At 64.2% G+C, this 15,143-nt stretch carries 13 protein-coding genes; 3 read left to right on the top strand and 10 right to left on the bottom strand.

Features of this window, described 5'->3' with window-relative positions:
- Positions 1-17 precede the first annotated feature (17 nt).
- From putA to PVT67_RS13930, 4 genes are all read right to left on the bottom strand, one after another.
- Positions 18-3,179: a bifunctional proline dehydrogenase/L-glutamate gamma-semialdehyde dehydrogenase PutA gene (putA, locus tag PVT67_RS13945; protein ID WP_301494514.1), complete on the bottom strand. Its 3,162-nt coding sequence runs from the start codon at positions 3,177-3,179 to the stop codon at positions 18-20.
- 468 nt (positions 3,180-3,647) lie between these two features.
- Entirely contained in the window at positions 3,648-4,214 is a 567-nt protein-coding gene (locus tag PVT67_RS13940; RefSeq protein ID WP_301494512.1) for a TIGR04211 family SH3 domain-containing protein, read from the bottom strand.
- A gap of 101 nt (positions 4,215-4,315) precedes the next feature.
- On the bottom strand, positions 4,316-5,581 hold the full coding sequence (locus PVT67_RS13935) for an inorganic phosphate transporter (protein WP_301494510.1): 1,266 nt from the start codon (positions 5,579-5,581) through the stop codon (positions 4,316-4,318).
- 12 nt (positions 5,582-5,593) lie between these two features.
- The gene (locus PVT67_RS13930) at positions 5,594-6,274 is read right to left on the bottom strand and encodes a TIGR00153 family protein (RefSeq protein WP_301494508.1); all 681 of its coding nucleotides are present in this window, start codon (positions 6,272-6,274) and stop codon (positions 5,594-5,596) included.
- A gap of 149 nt (positions 6,275-6,423) precedes the next feature.
- On the opposite strand from PVT67_RS13930, the gene PVT67_RS13925 reads away from it, so the two are divergent.
- Positions 6,424-7,914 (top strand): CYTH and CHAD domain-containing protein, encoded by a 1,491-nt coding sequence (locus PVT67_RS13925; RefSeq protein ID WP_301494506.1) that lies wholly within the window; start codon positions 6,424-6,426, stop codon positions 7,912-7,914.
- Here the strand turns inward: PVT67_RS13925 and PVT67_RS13920 are convergent.
- The 4 genes from PVT67_RS13920 to PVT67_RS13905 are packed head-to-tail and all read right to left on the bottom strand — an operon-like array spanning position 7,862 to position 9,969.
- Complete coding sequence (locus PVT67_RS13920; RefSeq protein WP_301494504.1) at positions 7,862-8,656, bottom strand: potassium channel family protein; 795 nt, start codon at positions 8,654-8,656, stop codon at positions 7,862-7,864. The two genes, PVT67_RS13925 and PVT67_RS13920, sit on opposite strands and share 53 nt — an antisense overlap.
- Position 8,657: 1 nt before the next feature.
- A complete protein-coding gene (locus PVT67_RS13915; protein ID WP_301494502.1) occupies positions 8,658-8,990 on the bottom strand; it encodes a hypothetical protein in 333 nt (110 codons plus the stop codon).
- Positions 8,987-9,535, bottom strand: coding sequence for a hypothetical protein (locus PVT67_RS13910; RefSeq protein ID WP_301494500.1), 549 nt, complete (start codon positions 9,533-9,535; stop codon positions 8,987-8,989). The genes PVT67_RS13915 and PVT67_RS13910 overlap by 4 nt, the downstream gene beginning before the upstream one ends.
- Positions 9,532-9,969: a YjfI family protein gene (locus tag PVT67_RS13905; RefSeq protein ID WP_301494498.1), complete on the bottom strand. Its 438-nt coding sequence runs from the start codon at positions 9,967-9,969 to the stop codon at positions 9,532-9,534. Before PVT67_RS13905 ends, PVT67_RS13910 begins: the two co-directional genes overlap by 4 nt.
- Positions 9,970-10,027: 58 nt before the next feature.
- Here PVT67_RS13905 and glnE point away from each other — a divergent pair, with 58 nt between their 5' ends.
- The gene (gene glnE, locus PVT67_RS13900; protein ID WP_301494496.1) at positions 10,028-12,847 is read left to right on the top strand and encodes a bifunctional [glutamate--ammonia ligase]-adenylyl-L-tyrosine phosphorylase/[glutamate--ammonia-ligase] adenylyltransferase; all 2,820 of its coding nucleotides are present in this window, start codon (positions 10,028-10,030) and stop codon (positions 12,845-12,847) included.
- 47 nt (positions 12,848-12,894) lie between these two features.
- On the opposite strand, the gene PVT67_RS13895 is transcribed toward glnE, so the two are convergent.
- Positions 12,895-13,524, bottom strand: a complete 630-nt coding sequence (locus tag PVT67_RS13895; protein ID WP_301494494.1) for a TetR/AcrR family transcriptional regulator — start codon at positions 13,522-13,524, stop codon at positions 12,895-12,897.
- A gap of 94 nt (positions 13,525-13,618) precedes the next feature.
- On the opposite strand from PVT67_RS13895, the gene PVT67_RS13890 reads away from it, so the two are divergent.
- A complete protein-coding gene (locus PVT67_RS13890; protein WP_301494492.1) occupies positions 13,619-13,990 on the top strand; it encodes a cupin domain-containing protein in 372 nt (123 codons plus the stop codon).
- Between the two features lie 150 nt (positions 13,991-14,140).
- Here PVT67_RS13890 and lpxL read toward each other — a convergent pair whose 3' ends face one another.
- Positions 14,141-15,076 (bottom strand): LpxL/LpxP family Kdo(2)-lipid IV(A) lauroyl/palmitoleoyl acyltransferase, encoded by a 936-nt coding sequence (lpxL, locus tag PVT67_RS13885; RefSeq protein WP_301494490.1) that lies wholly within the window; start codon positions 15,074-15,076, stop codon positions 14,141-14,143.
- Positions 15,077-15,143 lie beyond the last annotated feature (67 nt).

Below are 15,143 nucleotides of genomic sequence, written 5' to 3'. Positions count from 1 at the left end.
TCTGTCGCCGAGCGCCGTTACTCGCCCAGGGTCAGCAGGGTGGCGTTGCCGCCCACCGCCGTGATGTTGTTGGTGCGGGTCTTCTCGGTGACGAAGCGGTACAGATAGTGCGGGCCACCGGCCTTGGGACCGGTGCCGGACAGGCCCTGGCCGCCGAAGGGCTGGGTGCCGACCATGGCGCCGATCTGGTTGCGGTTGATGTAGCAGTTGCCGACGTTGGCCTTGTCGGCGATGGCTAGGGCCAGGCCTTCGTTACGGCTGTGTACACCCAGGGTCAGGCCATAGCCGGTACCGTTGATGGCGTCGATGACCTTGTCCAGCTCTTCGGCCTGGAAGCGCACCACGTGCAGTATGGGGCCGAAGTTTTCCTTGTGCAGCTGCTCGATACCGCTGATCTCGACGGCGGTGGGTACCACGAAGGAGCCCTTGGCGGTCTCTGCGGTCATGGGGGCTGTGGCGATGGGCTTGGCGAAGCCTTTGAGCGCCTCCAGGTGTTCTTCGAGCAGGGCCTTGGCCTTGTGGTCTATGACGGGGCCTATGTCGGTCTTGTAGTGCCAGGGATCGGCCACTACCAGTTCCTGCATGGCGCCTTTGAGCAGCTCCAGGATGCGGTCGGCGACGTCGGCCTGGACGTAGAGCACGCGCAGGGCGGAGCAGCGCTGGCCGGCGGAGGTGAAGGCGGAACCGATGACGTCCTTGACCACCTGCTCGGGCAGGGCGGTGGAGTCGACGATCATGGCGTTCTGGCCGCCGGTCTCGGCGATCAGGGTCTTGATGGCGCCGTCGTGGTCGGCCAGGGACTTGTTGATGGCCTTGGCGGTGGCGGTGGAGCCGGTGAAGACGACGCCGGCGATGCGGTCATCACTGGTCAGGGCCGCGCCGACGGTGGCGCCGGTGCCGGGCAGGAAGTGCAGCACATTGGCGGGAATGCCGGCTTCCAGGGCCAACTGGATGGCGCGGTAGGCCACCAGGCAGGTCTGTTCGGCGGGCTTGGCCAGCACAGTGTTGCCGGTGGCCAGGGCCGCGGCCACCTGGCCGACGAAGATGGCCAGGGGGAAGTTCCAGGGGCTGATACAGACGAAGACGCCCTTGCCCTGGGAGTAGAGCTCGTTCAGCTCGCCGGTGGGGCCGGGCAGTACTTCGGCGCCGTTGAACATCTTGCGGGCCTGCTGGGCGTAGTAGCGGCAGAAATCCACGGCTTCACGGACTTCGTCGATGCCGTCCTGGAGGATACGGCCCGCTTCGCGGGTGACCAGGGCGATGAGTTCGGCGCGATGTTCTTCCATCAGGTCGGCGAACTTCTCCAGGGCCTTGGCGCGGTCTTCGACGTTGGTGCGGCACCAGGCCGGGAAGGCGGCGTGGGCGCTGTCGAGGGCGGCCTTGACGGTGGCTTCGCTTGCGAAGGCGACGGTACCCACTGTGTCTTCATGGTTCTGGGGGCTGAGGACCTGTTGGGCTTCGCCGGCTACATCTTTGCCGCCCACGATGGCGGCTGCCTGCCACTGCTTGGCCTTGAAGGGCTCCAGGGCGTCGAAGAAAGGCTTGGCTTCAGACTGGATGTGCAAGTTGATTCCTCCGGAGTTCTTGCGGGTGCCGTAGATGGCGGCAGGCATCGGGATCTTGTGGTTGGCGAGGCTCGGGGCCGCGGCCAGGGTCTTCAGCGGGTGGGTGGCCAGGCTTGATACCGGGGTCTTGGGGTCCACCAGCTTGTGTACGAAAGAGCTGTTGGCGCCGTTCTCGAGGAGGCGGCGCACCAGGTAGGGCAGCAGATCCTTGTGGCTGCCGACGGGCGCGTAGATGCGCACGTTCTGGCCCTTGTTCTCTTCCAGCACTGTGTCATAGAGCTCGTCGCCCATGCCCCAGAGGCGCTGGTACTCGAAGGGCCGGCCGGCGGCCATGGTCTTGATGGCGATGACGGTCTGGGCGTTGTGGGAGGCGAACTGGGGATAGATGACGCCCTGGGTGTGCTCGCTCAGCAGAAAACGGGCGCAGGCCAGGTAAGAGGCGTCGGTGGAGGCCTTACGGGTGTAGACGGGGTAGCCTTCCAGGCCGGCGGCCTGGCACAGCTTGATCTCGGTGTCCCAGTAGGCGCCTTTGACCAGGCGAACCGGAATGAGGTCCCCCTGTTCGCGGCCCAGGCGGGTCAGCCACAGCAGCACCGGCAGGGCGCGCTTGGAGAACGCCTGTACCACCAGGCCGAAGTTGCCCCAGCCCTTGGCGGCCTCTGAGCGGTAGACGGCCTCGAAGATGTCCAGGGAGATCTCCAGGCGGTCCGCTTCCTCGGCGTCGATCTGCAGGCCGACGTTGGCGGCGCGGGCCTTTTCCACCAGCTTGCGGACTATGTCCACCATCTCGGTGCGGACCCGGTCGAGGTTCTGCACGTCGTAGCGGGGATGCAGGGCCGAGAGCTTGATGGAGATGGTGGGGCGCGGCGCCTCTGACTCGTCGTACTGGGCGGCACCCAGGGCAGCGATGGCGTTGCTGTAGTCGTCGAAATACTTCTTGGCGTCGGCGCCGGTCAGGGCCGCTTCGCCCAACATGTCATAAGAGTGGGTGTAACCCATCTTGCGTGACTTGCGGCTGTTCTTGAGGGCTTCGCCAATGGTGCGGCCCAGTACGAACTGTTTGCCCATGATCTTCATGGCCGCGTACATGGCCTTGCGCACCACGGGCTCGCCCAGGCGGGTGATCATGCGGTTCAGCAGGTTCGCCGGGCTGCCGTCGAGGCGCTTGTCCATGGTGATGACCTTGCCGGTCAGCATCAGGCCCCAGGTGGAGGCGTTGACCAGCAGGGACTCGGACTGGTTGAAGTGGCGCGCCCAGTCGGCGCCGGACAGCTTGTCCTTGATCAGGGCGTCGGCGGTGTCGGGATCGGGAATACGGAGCAGGGCCTCGGCCAGGCACATCAGTATGATGCCTTCCTGGGTGTCCAGGCTGTACTGCTGCAAGAAGGCCTGGATGCCTTCGCCGGCGTCGTGGCGGCTGCGGATCTTGGTGACCAGGCGCTCGGTCTCGGCCGTGATGGCGGCGGTCTGCTCTTCATCCTTGGGCACCAGTTTCAAAAGCTCCGTCAGGTAGCTTTCCTCGTCGACGGCGTAGTTGTCGGTGATGACCTGGCGAAGATCATCGAGGCTGGGCACCTGGAAGTCGGGTGCAACCACTTGGCTTGCATTGAACATAGGGCTAGACACCTTGGCAACGAGGCCCCTTTCTTATGGATTGTCCGGGGCCTAAGGCTGACGATTTTGCCGCCGCAGGGGGGCAAGGTGCGCAGAGTATACAATATACACTCTGCATGAAAATCCCCTTTTCACCCCATTTTTTTGGCGGCTCAAAGCACCTTTAGATAGCACAGAAAACGGGGTGTCGATGACGCCGTTTTTTCATTAGTAGCCGTATGTTTTCGATGCTATCCGCAAGGGCGTTTTGGCGAGGAAAACAGCGGGCTGGCAGTGAACTGGTCTGTGCAGCGGGCCATGTCCGCCGCAGCGCTGGGGCTTTGAGGAGGGAACCTGCCTTTCTGGCTGTCAGGGATGCTATTTCTCCATGAATTTAAATTCATGCATTGTGGGTTTTTACTTTGATTTGCCTGGCGGTAGACAATAAAAAAGCCGCCCAAGGCGGCTTTTTTGTTTGGGGCCAAACAGTCAGACCCACATGTTCTTACGTTTCTTGCTGGGGATGAGGCGCGGCAGCAGCAATCCCAGCAGCAAACCGCCCCCGGCGACACCGCCGCCGTAGAGGAACCAGCGCATCAGGTTGCTCTGGTCCATGCCTTTGACCTCGGCCTGCAGCTTGTCAATCTGGGCCTGTTGCTCGCTGACCTGCTGAGTCAGCTGGGCCTTGTCCTGCTTGAGGTTGTCCAGGCTGCTGGCCAGGGACTCGCTGCCGCTGGACAGGGTCTCGATCTTGGCCTGGGCGTCCTTGAGCTGGGTCTCCAGCTTGGGGATGGTGACCCTGAAGCTGGGGGTCTTGGTCAGGTACTGGTTCTCCACCCAGCCTTCACGGCCGTCGGCCTCGCGGACCTTGGTGAAGTCGTTGCTGCTCTCCAGCGCTTCGAGGGGGGTACCGGCATTGACGGAGCCGATGATGCGGTAGTCCCGGGAGGGGCCTGAGTGCAGGTAGATGAAGATGTCTTCGCTGACATAGGCAGGATCGGCAAAGGACAAGCCGGGGGCCATGGCCACCAGCAACAGCAGCATGCGCTTCAGCATCGTTGTGATTGTTCCGTAAGAAAGTTGCCGCCACATCCTAGATAGGCTCGGCGGCCAAGGCAAGAACCTTGGCCGCCGGGTTCAGCGGCGGCTCAGGCGGATCAGAGGACCAGGGCCTCGAGGATCCAGAAGATGAGGATGGACAGGAAGGCACCGGCCGGCAGGGTGATCACCCAGGAGACGACGATGTTGCGGATCACGCCCATGTTGAGGGCGGCGATGCCGCGGGCCAGGCCCACGCCCATGACGGCGCCCACCAGGGTCTGGGTGGTGGAGATGGGCAGGCCGGTACCGGAGGCCAGCACCACAGTGGAGGCGGTGGCGAACTGGGCGGCAAAACCACGGCTGGGGGTCAGGTGGGTAATGCCGGTACCGACGGTTTCCATCACCTTCTTACCCATGACGGCCAGGCCCAGCACTATGCCGAAGCCGCCCAGGGGCAGTATCCACCAGGCGATGCTGGACTTGGCGGCGACGGCGCCGCCGGCTTCCACCACGCTCACCACGGCAGACAAGGGCCCTATGGCGTTGGCCACGTCGTTGGAGCCGTGGGCGAAGGCCATGGCACAGGCAGTCAGCACCATCAGTACGGCGAAGACCTTCTCCACGTTGGAGAAGTGCATGTCCTTGTCGTCAGAGGGGTTGTACTGCTTGCGGCCGATGTAGATGTAGCCGGCCACCATCACCACCAGGGAGGCCAGGGTGGAGTAGCCCCAGTCTTCCATGTTGCTCAGCTGCAGGCCGACGTGGGAGAGGCCCTTCTTCAGGGTCACCAGGCTGATCACGAAGGCGGTCAGGAACATGTAGAAGGGCACGAAGCGCTTGGCGTTCTTGAGGGGATCTTCGGTGTCGAAGATCAGGCGCTGCACGCTCAGGAAGATGAAGTAGGCGATAAGACCGGAGATGGCCGGAGTCACTATCCAGGAACCGACGATGCCGAGGGTCTTGTTCCACTGCACGGCGTCGTTACCCAGGGCCACCATGGCGAAGCCGATGATGGCGCCGACGATGGAGTGGGTGGTGGACACGGGCCAGCCGTAGTGGGAGGCGACGATCAGCCAGATGCCGGCGGCCAGCAGCGAGGCGATCATGCCGATCACCAGCAGGTCGGCGTGGCCGACGAAGGCATTGGCGTCGATGATGCCGGTGCGGATGGTGGAGGTGACCTCGCCGCCCGCCAGGTAGGAACCGGCGAACTCGAACACCATGGCGATCAGCACCGCCTGTTTGATGGTCAGGGAGCGGGTGCCCACAGAGGTGCCCATGGCGTTGGCCACGTCGTTGGCACCGATGCCCCAGGCCATGAAAAAGCCGACCAGGCCCGCAAGCAGCACCAAAGCGGTGCCGTAGTGAGTAATGATATCCATGAATTTTTCCTGTTAGCTGCGCGCCAGCAACAGCTCCAAGCGGGACCCCACGCCTTCGGCACGGTCAGCCAGATCGCCGACCCACTCGAGGATGGAGTAAAGGAACATGACGTCTACCGGGTTGAGATCCTTTTCGATGGCCAGCAGTTGGCGGCGCAGGCGGATCTGCAGTTCGTCGGTATCGTGCTCTATCTCGTCGAGTTCGCTGATCATACGGTTGACCAGCTCCACCTCACGGCCGCGGAAGCCGGTTTCCAGCAACTCGTCCAGCTCGTTGATGGCCTTGGCGGCCAGGGCGGTGGCGTCCAGGCAACGGGCCAGGTAGGCACGGAACTCGGTAGCGAAGAGGGCAGGGATCTTCAGTTGGCGACCCAGGACCCGGCCGGCGATGTCCTTGGCCTTGTTGGCGATGCGGTCCTGTTCCTTGACCAGTTCCAGCAGGTCGGTGCGTTCCACCGGCATGAAGAGACCGGACGGCAGGGTGAGGCGGATCTCCCGTTTCAGGCTGTCGGCTTCTTTTTCCAGGCCGCTGATGACGTTGCGCAGCTGACCGGCTTTTTCCCAGTCGTCAGCCAGCACGGCGTCGAAGAACGGCAGCAGGTTCTGGCAGCATTCGTGGACCTTGTCCATGTGTTGCTGCAGGGGCCTAATCGGTGATTTGGCGAAGAGACCCAGGATACTGTTGGCAGGCATGGTTGCCCCTCATGTTTGACGAAATTGTCGGCATCAGGCCAATGCGGCGCGAAGAATAGCGCATCAGCGGATTGTAATAAAAGGTTCACGCGTTTTTTTTGACGAGCAGGCCGTTATAATCAGGCCGACACCCGCCCAAGTAAAATCCCATGGCCATCGAAACCGAACTCAAGCTCCGCGTCGCCGATTCCGTCGATACCGATCAGTGGCTCCAGCCGCTGCTGAAGGGCGCCAAGCCCCGCCACCTCAAGAATAGCTATTTCGACACCCCGGACGGCCGCTTGGCCGGCTGGCGCATGGGGCTGCGCATCCGAGAAGTGGACGGCGAGCGCGAACAGACCTTGAAGCTGGCCGACCTGAGCGGCTCCGCCCTCTCGGCCAGGCCCGAATACAACCTGCCGGTACTGGGAGACAGGCCCGATCTCAGCGCCTTCCCCGCCGAGGTCTGGCCCCAGGGCACGGACCTTGCCGCCCTCCAGGCCGAGCTGGCGCCGGTCTTCAGCACCGATTTCGTACGCCATAAGGTGCTGCTGGCCGACGGCCAGGTGGAGCTGTGCTGGGATCAGGGGGAAGTGGTGGCCGGCGGCCAGGTGCTGCCTATTCGCGAGCTGGAGTTGGAGATGCAGGGTGAGGATCTCAAGCGCCTGTTCGACATCGCCGAGCCCCTGCTTATCGACGGCGTCCAGTGTTTCGGCCTGTCCAAGGCCGCCCGCGGCAACTGGCTGGCCAAGGGCCAGGGCCCCCTCAGCCTGTCGAGCCTGTCCCCTGTCATCGACCGCCAGATGAGCAACGAAGCCGTGTTGCAACAGGCCTTGGCCACGGCCCTTGGCCAGTGGCAGGAAGCCGAAGACGCCTTCCTGCTCCAGCCGGGCTGGCAACCGCTGCTGGCTCTCGGCCAGGCGCTCCAGTATTTCCGCCAGGTGCTGAGCCTCTTCGGCGGCCTGGTGCCCCGCAAGGCCTCCAGCGAGCTGCGCCAGGAGTGCCAGTGGCTGGCCGACCAGCTGTCCCAGGCCGAAGCCCAGGTACGCCTGGCCAAGCTGCTGGGGAGCAAGGGCGGCAGCTTCAAGAAGCTCAACATCGCCGAAGAATTGCTGGAGCAGGCGAAACTGCGCCAGCAGGGTTTGATGGACATCGCCGCCTTCACCCGCCTCTTTGCCTCGGAGCGGGCCAACCGCCTCAAGCTGAGCGCCATCAAGTTCGTGGCCCTGGGCCGCTGGCGGGAGCGGCTCGACAAGCCGGCCCTGGCGGAACTGGACAAGCCCATCAAGTGGTTTGCCGACACCCAGCTGGCCAAGGCCTTTGCCGAGCTCAAGCGCCACCTCACCAAGGGCATGTCCCTGGCCGACTATGTGGATCAGGAAAGCCGGGTGCAGCGCTATCTCTGCTGCTGCCGCACCTTCGCCGGCCTCTACCTGGATGAGGCGGCGGGCAACGCCCAGGAACAGTGGCAGGACTTCCTGTTCGGTGTGGAGGAGGCCAAGCGCCTGGAAGGCCTGTCCCAACTGGCGGCGCGCCTGGATCTCAGCGAGGAAGACAGCGAGCAGCTCGAAGGTTGGCTGGCCCGCAAGCGCCAGTCCCTGGTGCTGGCTATGGATCAGTCCCGTCAGTTGGGGCTGAACCAGGTTGCCTACTGGCCTTGAGTTCGGCGCTGAGCTCGGCTATCTGGTCGCTCAGCCCCTTGATCTGTTCTTCCAGGCTCAGTACCTGATGTTGCAGGGAGCGGGCCTGGAGTTCCTCTTCTTCCCTGTCCTTGAGCAACCTGGAGGCCATCAGGCCGCTCACGCCACCGAACAGCGACACCCCTGAGACGATGACCACGGCGCTGATGATGCGCCCGGCCGTGGTCACGGGGTAATAATCGCCGTAGCCGACGGTGGAGATGGTCACCAGGGCCCACCAGAGGGCGTCTTGTGCCGTCTTGATGTTGGACCCTGGCTGGCTTCCTTCGGCCAGCAAGATGGCGATGGAGCTGCCACCCACCACCACCACCAGTATCACCAGCATGGTGGCCAGCACCGTATTGGCGCTCTCGCGCAGCAGCTGGCGCAGCACCTGGTTGGCCATGCGCAGGATGCGCAGCACCCGGATCACCTGGAAGAGGCGGCCGTAGCGCAGTATGTCCACCATGGGCACACTGGACACCAGATCGATCCAATGGGTGCGCAGATAGGGCCATTTCTCCCTGGCCCTGAGCAGGCCGATGAAGAAGCGGCTGAGGAAGATGACGCAGATGGCGGTGTCGATGATGATCAGCAGCTGGCGCTCATCGTCGGCCAGGGGGGCAAACTGCAATACCAGCACCACCGCCACCGCCAGCAGCGACAGCACCATCATCGCCAGCTCTATGGGCGTCGGCGCCAGAACCCGCAAGTTTGTCTTCACGCTAGCTGTCCTTCAGCAGCAGGTCGGCCTGCTCCATCAATTCTTGCATCACCTTCTTCTTGATTTCCAATTGGGCGTCGGCGGCTAGGCCGTAACGCCTGGCCAGGCGTTCGTAATCTTCGCCGCTCAGGGTGACGGTCAGCCTGGGGCGCTTGGGCCTGGTGGTGACGGGCAGATCCAGCATGGTGCGGATCTGATCCGAGGGGCTCAGCCCTTCCTTGAGGGCCGCCAGGCGGATGGCGTACTGGAAGCGGCTGTCCAGATCGAAGGCCACCTGCACCGCCTTCATGGCGGCGATGGAGGAGGCCCATTTTTCCTGCAGTTTCTTGGTCAAGGCCGCTCCCCCTTGAGGCGGGCCAGCACAGAGGCGGCGCTGGCTGGGGGCTGTGGCTGGGCCAAGGGACGGCTGGCCTCGCGGGCCCTGATGGCCTGCAAGGTGGCCTGCACCGAGTCCTTGCGGCCCGGCCAGGCGGGCTCCAAGGTGGCCACCATCTTCTCCAGCCCTTCGGTGGCGTCCAAGAGGCTCAGCTGGCGGCGCAGATCCACCTGGCGGCGCTCCAGCTGCAGGCAGGCCTCCAGCTTGTCCTTCAGCACCTGCTGTTGCCGGTGGTTGTCCTGCAGCTGGTTTTCCAGGGCCGCCAGCAGCTCCGCCTGGGCCAGGGTGCCGGGGGCGTCATCGGCCAGCAAAGCCTTGAGGTGGGCTTCCTGCTGCCCGGCTTCAAGGGCCAACCCTTGCTGCTGCTGGACCAGGTGGGCCAGGGCCCCTTGCCAGCTGGCCTGGTGGGGCTGCTGTTGCGCCAACTCCGCTTCCACCTGGGTCAGGGCCTCCTTGGTGGCCTGGCGCTGTGTCGGGGAGTGACGCCGGCTGAGCAAGGTCATAGCGCCTCCAGGAAGTGGTTCATGTCGTCGAGGATGTCGAGGGTGTTGTCGGACAGCACCACCAGTTCGTGCTCTATGTCGAAGAGGCTGGAGTGGACCGACAGGGCCCCGAAGATCACGTAGCGGTCCCCCATCTTGGCGAAGGCGGAGAGGGGCATGGGGATGTTGAGCTCGAGCATGGTCTCCAGCATCGACAGCCGCATCTGTGGCTTCACCTCGGCCTCGTCCCAGAGGAAGCTCATCACCAGGATCTGCTCTTCGGCCACCGTCAGGAAGATGGGGATCTCTTCCCTGTCCTGCACCACTATCTGCAGCACTTCGACCTCGCCGCTGATGGGGGTGCAGTCGAAACGGCAGCCGGTGCTGCTGGCGGCGCCCAAGGCATTGAGATGCCGGGCTATGGTGTCGATGGAATTGGCGGTCTGGGCTGGCACTGCGGGGCCTTTGGGCTTTATGCTCGGGATGTCCCTTGTCTAGCAGATTTGACATAATATGTCCACCCAGACCCTGCTGTCGCACCAGGCCGACAAGGCCCTGGCGACCCTCAGCGAACGCCACCCCCATTGCCTCGACGGCCTCGACGAAAAGGCCCAGGCCCGGCTGCGCCGGGGCCTGGCCTGTTCCGACTTCCTGCTGGCCCAGCTGCTGCGCCACCCGCAGTGGCTTGCGCCTTTGTTGGCGGACAGCGCCGAGACCCTGATGGCCGGCCCCTGGCAGCCGGAACTGGGGGAGCTGCGCAGCGAGGCCGAGGCCATGGCGGCGCTGCGCCAATGGCGCAACCGCAAGCTCGCAGCCCTGGCCCTGCTCGGCGCCCTGGGGGAAATTGCGGAAGAGGCCAGGCTGCGCTGCCTGTCCGCCCTGGCCGAAGGCCTGATCGTCGCCGCCCGAGACTGGCTCTATATCCAGCAATGCGCCCTGCGCGGCACCCCCTGCGACGAAGACGGCAATGCCGTGCCGCTGCTGGTGCTGGGCATGGGCAAGCTGGGGGGCGGCGAGCTCAACTTTTCCTCCGACATCGACCTCATCTTCGTCTACCCCCGCAGCGGTGAGACCCGGGGCGGGCGCCGCGAGATGGACAACCATGAGTTCTTCGTGCGCCTCGGCCAGAAACTCATCGCCCTGCTGGACGCCGTCACCGAGGACGGCTTCGTCTACCGGGTGGACATGCGGCTGAGGCCCTTCGGCGATTCGGGCCCCCTGGTGTTGTCCTTCTCGGCGCTGGAGGATTACTACCAGTCCCAGGGCCGGGAGTGGGAGCGCTACGCCATGGTCAAGGGCCGGCTCATGGGCGGTGGCGCCGGTTACGGCGAGGAGCTGGAGCAGCTGCTGCGGCCCTTCGTCTACCGCCGCTACCTCGATTATTCGGCCATCAACTCCCTGCGGGACATGAAGCGGCTCATCGAGGCCGAGGTGCGCCGCCGTGGCCTCAAGGACAACATCAAGCTGGGCCCGGGCGGCATCCGCGAGGTGGAGTTCCTGGTGCAGGTGTTCCAGCTCATCCGCGGCGGCCGTGAGCCGGCGCTGCGCACCCCGTCCCTGCTGGCGGTGCTGGCCCTGCTGCCCAAACTGGGGGTCATGACCGAAGAGGAGACGGTGCAGCTGCGCGACAGCTACCTCTTCCTGCGTAGCGCCGAGAACAACCTCCAGGCCATCGCCGACGAACAGACCCAGACATTGCCCGAAAGCCCCCTGGACAGGGCCCGCCTCGCCGCCATGCAGGGCTTCCCCGGCTACAGCGATTTCCTGGCCGCCCTGGCCGGCCACCAGGCCTTCGTCCACAGGCTGTTCCGGGAGCTGATCAGCGAAGAGGAAAACGAGGACGAGCTGCCCCAGGCCCTGCGCAGCCTGGCGCTGGCGGACTGGTCCGAAGAAGAGCTGGCCGGCCTGCTGGCGGAAGTTGGCCTGGCGCCGGCTCTGGCCCCCGGCCTCTTTGCCCTGCGCCAGCAACTGGGGCGCAAGCCCATGGGGGAGCGGGGCCGCAAGCAGCTGGACAAGCTGCTACCGCAGCTGCTGCTGGCCCTGCAGGACGAGCCCGAGCCCCAGCGCACCCTGGCGCGCCTGGGCCGGCTGTTGGAACAGGTGGCCAGCCGCACCGTTTACCTGGAGCTGCTTTTGGAAAACCCCGGCGCCAGGCGCCAGCTGGTGCGGCTGATGGGGGCCTCTGCCTTCATCGCCGAGCGCCTGACCCAGATGCCGATACTGCTGGACGAACTTATCGACCCTCGCCACCTCTACTCGCCGCCGCCCCTGGACGCCTACGAGGGGGAGCTGCGCCGCTTCCTGCTGCGCATCGAGCCCGACGATGTGGAAGGGCAGATGGAGGCGCTGCGCCAGTTCAAGGCGGCCCAGACGCTGCGCATCGCCGCCGCCGACGTCACTGGGGTGCTGCCGCTGATGAAGGTCAGCGATCACCTGACCTGCCTCGCCGAGACGCTGCTGGCCACCTGCCTGCCTCTGGCCTGGCAGGATGTGGCCCGCCGCCACGGCCAGCCGCCGGGGCTGGACCCTTACCACACAGGCCTGCTGGTGGTGGCCTACGGCAAGTTGGGGGGCCTGGAGCTCGGCTACAGCTCGGATCTGGACCTGGTGTTCCTCACCGATCTCGACGAGGAGCAGGCCAACGCCCTCACCGACGGCCAGAGGGCCATCACGGTACGGGAGTTCTACCTCAAACTGGTGCAGCGGCTGACCCACTGGCTGGCCACCCGCACCTTGGGCGGCGTGCTCTATGAGATCGACATGCGGCTGCGCCCCTCCGGCGCCTCAGGTCTGCTGGTCACCACCCTGGCGAGCTTCGAGCAGTACCAGCAGCAGGAGGCCTGGCTCTGGGAACACCAGGCCCTGGTGCGGGCAAGAGCCGTGCTGGGGGATGAGGCCTTGCGCCAGCGCTTTGCCTCTATTCGCTTGGGGGCCCTGTGCCAGGCCCGCGAGGGGCAGCAGCTCAAGGAGGAAGTGCGGGCCATGCGTGACAAGATGCGCTTACATCTGGACAAGTCCGGCAACGGCCGGTTCGACCTCAAGCAGGGCAGGGGCGGCATCACCGACATCGAGTTCCTGGTCCAGTACTGGCTGCTGGCCAGCCACCAGCCGGGGCTGCTGACCTTCAGCGACAACATCCGCCAACTGGACGCCCTGGCCGAGGCCGAGGTCATAACCCCCGACCAGGCCGAGACCCTCAAGCAGGCTTACATAGGGCTGCGCCAGCAGCTGCACCGCCAGAGCCTGGATGACGGCGGCAACCTGGTGGCGGACGACGCCTTCAAGGCCGAAAGGGCGGCGGTCAGCACCCTCTGGGACGCCGTGCTGGGATAAAAAAAGCGCGCCAGAGGCGCGCTTTTTTCATCATGGACAGCCCACCTTCAGGCCTTGTGGGACAAGCCCAAATACCCTGCCAACACCTGGTAGATCTCGTCAGCCATACAGCCGTTTTCAAGGGACGCCGGCTCGGCCGTAACCGCCTTGTGGGTCAAGGCTTCGAGCACCGTTTCCATTGTGTGTGCTGCAATATCGGGATCTAGCCGCTTCGGCAAGCGGTGACTATGGCGTTTCAACAGGGCACCTATTTGCTTTGTCAGATGCTGGCTGGTGTCCATGGCCTGCTGGAGGCCCCCGACTCGCGGAACCTGCTCGACAAGGATCTTGTGCAGTTCAGGAGAAAGCCGCTGCCTGTCCAATGCCGTTGTGATCAATTGCCTCAGGGACTGTTCAAGGGATAACGCCGCGGTGAGTCCTAGGGCTTCATCCATCATCTGGGCGAGGCGCGTGGCGTGGTGTTCGATCAGTGCCACGACCAGGGCGTCTTTGTTGGGAAAGTACTGATACAGAGAGCCAACGCTGACACCGGCACGTTGCGCCACTTTCGCCGTCGTAGTGCCGTGATACCCATGAGCGATCAAAACCTGAGCGGTGGCTTCGATCAGCGCGGCAACCGTGGCTCGGGATCTGTCTTGAGATGGCCTTTTCCTGGGGATTGTGGAGCCGTCTGACATCACTTGGACCTGCTCTGTGGAATGCGAATATCAAATATGACGAAACATTCGCATACTGGATATCGCATCGCAAATGGACAAGGAGGAATTGAGGATGCAGCAGATACAGGCTTTTGATCCCGCCAAGCTACTTGAGCGAGCGCCTAAAGATCAAGCCATCCTGGCCACCGATCTGTATTCGAGCGACTGTGCCTCCCTGGTGGGGGTGATCCGGGTGACGAACACCAGGGAGCCCCACCAATGGGAACGACATGACAAGGGGGACGAATTGCTGGTGCTGCTATCGGGGTCCTTCAGGATGACGTTGCGCTATGGCCATGTGGAGGAGATCTATACCCTGAACCCCGGCAATGCGCTGCTGATCCCCCAAGGGGTCGCGCATTCTGCCGAGCTCGACAGCGAGCACATCGACGTGTTGTTCGTCTCGCCGGGCGAAGGCAGTATCGAATGGTCGGAGTGCCCTTGATGCCTTGTCGCTCCGAGGAATGAGCCTGGGTCGGCCAAGGCAAATGCAAACAGGGGAGCCGCTGTAGGAAGAAGGCTGACTTCGATGCCTATCCAGGACAGTCTGGCTCCTTATCCGGGGAGCCAGACTGTCCTCTTTGGGGAGGGGCTTTTAGTAGTAGGAAGGGTCGGCTTCGTTGGGCCGCGTCTTGAAGCGGCGATGCACCCACATGTATTGCTCAGGCTGCTTGCGGATCTCCCGCTCCACTATGGCGTTGACCAGCTTGGTGTCCTGCACCTCGTCGCCGCTCGGCAAGGTGTTGAGGGCGGGGGAGAAGCTCAGCTTGTAGCCGGAGCCGTCGGCCAGGCGGGTCTGCACGAAGGGCACGACCTTGGCGCGGCCCTGCTTGGCGAACATGGAGGTGGCGGTGACGGTGGCGGCGTCCGGTACCTTGAAGAAGGGCACGAAGACGGCGCGGCGGCGGCCGTAGTCCTGGTCGGGGGCGTACCAGACCACTTCCCCTTCACGCAGGGCCTGGACCATGCCGCGCACGTCCCGCTTGTCCACCAGGTATTTGTTGGAGCGGACCCGGCCGTGGTACTGCAGGTACTCCATCAGGGCGTTGTTGTGGGGTCGGTAGAAGCCCACCCCCGGCTGCATCTCGCCAAACATCCGGGCCCCTATCTCCAGGGTCACGAAGTGCATGGCCATCAGGATCACGCCTTGGCCGCTGTCCAGCACCTCCCGGACATACTCGAAGTTCTCCACCTGCATGTGCTTTTTGATGCGCCACTGGGGCCACCACCAGGCCATGCCGGTCTCCAGCATGGCGACCCCAGTGGCTTCCAGATTGGCCTTAAGGAGGGCCTCGCGTTCGGCGGCGGATTGCTCCGGGAAGCACAGCTCCAAGTTGCGCCTGGCAACCCGGACCCGGCTCTTGGCTATCTTGCCGAGGAAGCGCCCCAGGCCCCGGCCCAGGGCCAGTTGCGCCTTGTAGGGCAGCCAGGAGATCAGGTAGAGGACGGCCACCCCCAGCCAGGTGGGCCAATAACGGGGATGCAGCAATGCAAGGCGAAAGCGCGGCGCTTCGACTTTCTGTATAGCCAAGGCTTGTCTCCATAGGGCAGCGATGGGCGCCAGTTTACCCCAAAGCCCGGCGCGGCGCCGTGGCATT

This window comes from Gallaecimonas kandeliae (assembly GCF_030450055.1).
Lineage (GTDB): Bacteria > Pseudomonadota > Gammaproteobacteria > Enterobacterales > Gallaecimonadaceae > Gallaecimonas > Gallaecimonas kandeliae.
The sequence above is the reverse complement of the archived record's forward strand: the minus strand, read 5'-3'. Positions and strand labels throughout refer to the sequence as shown.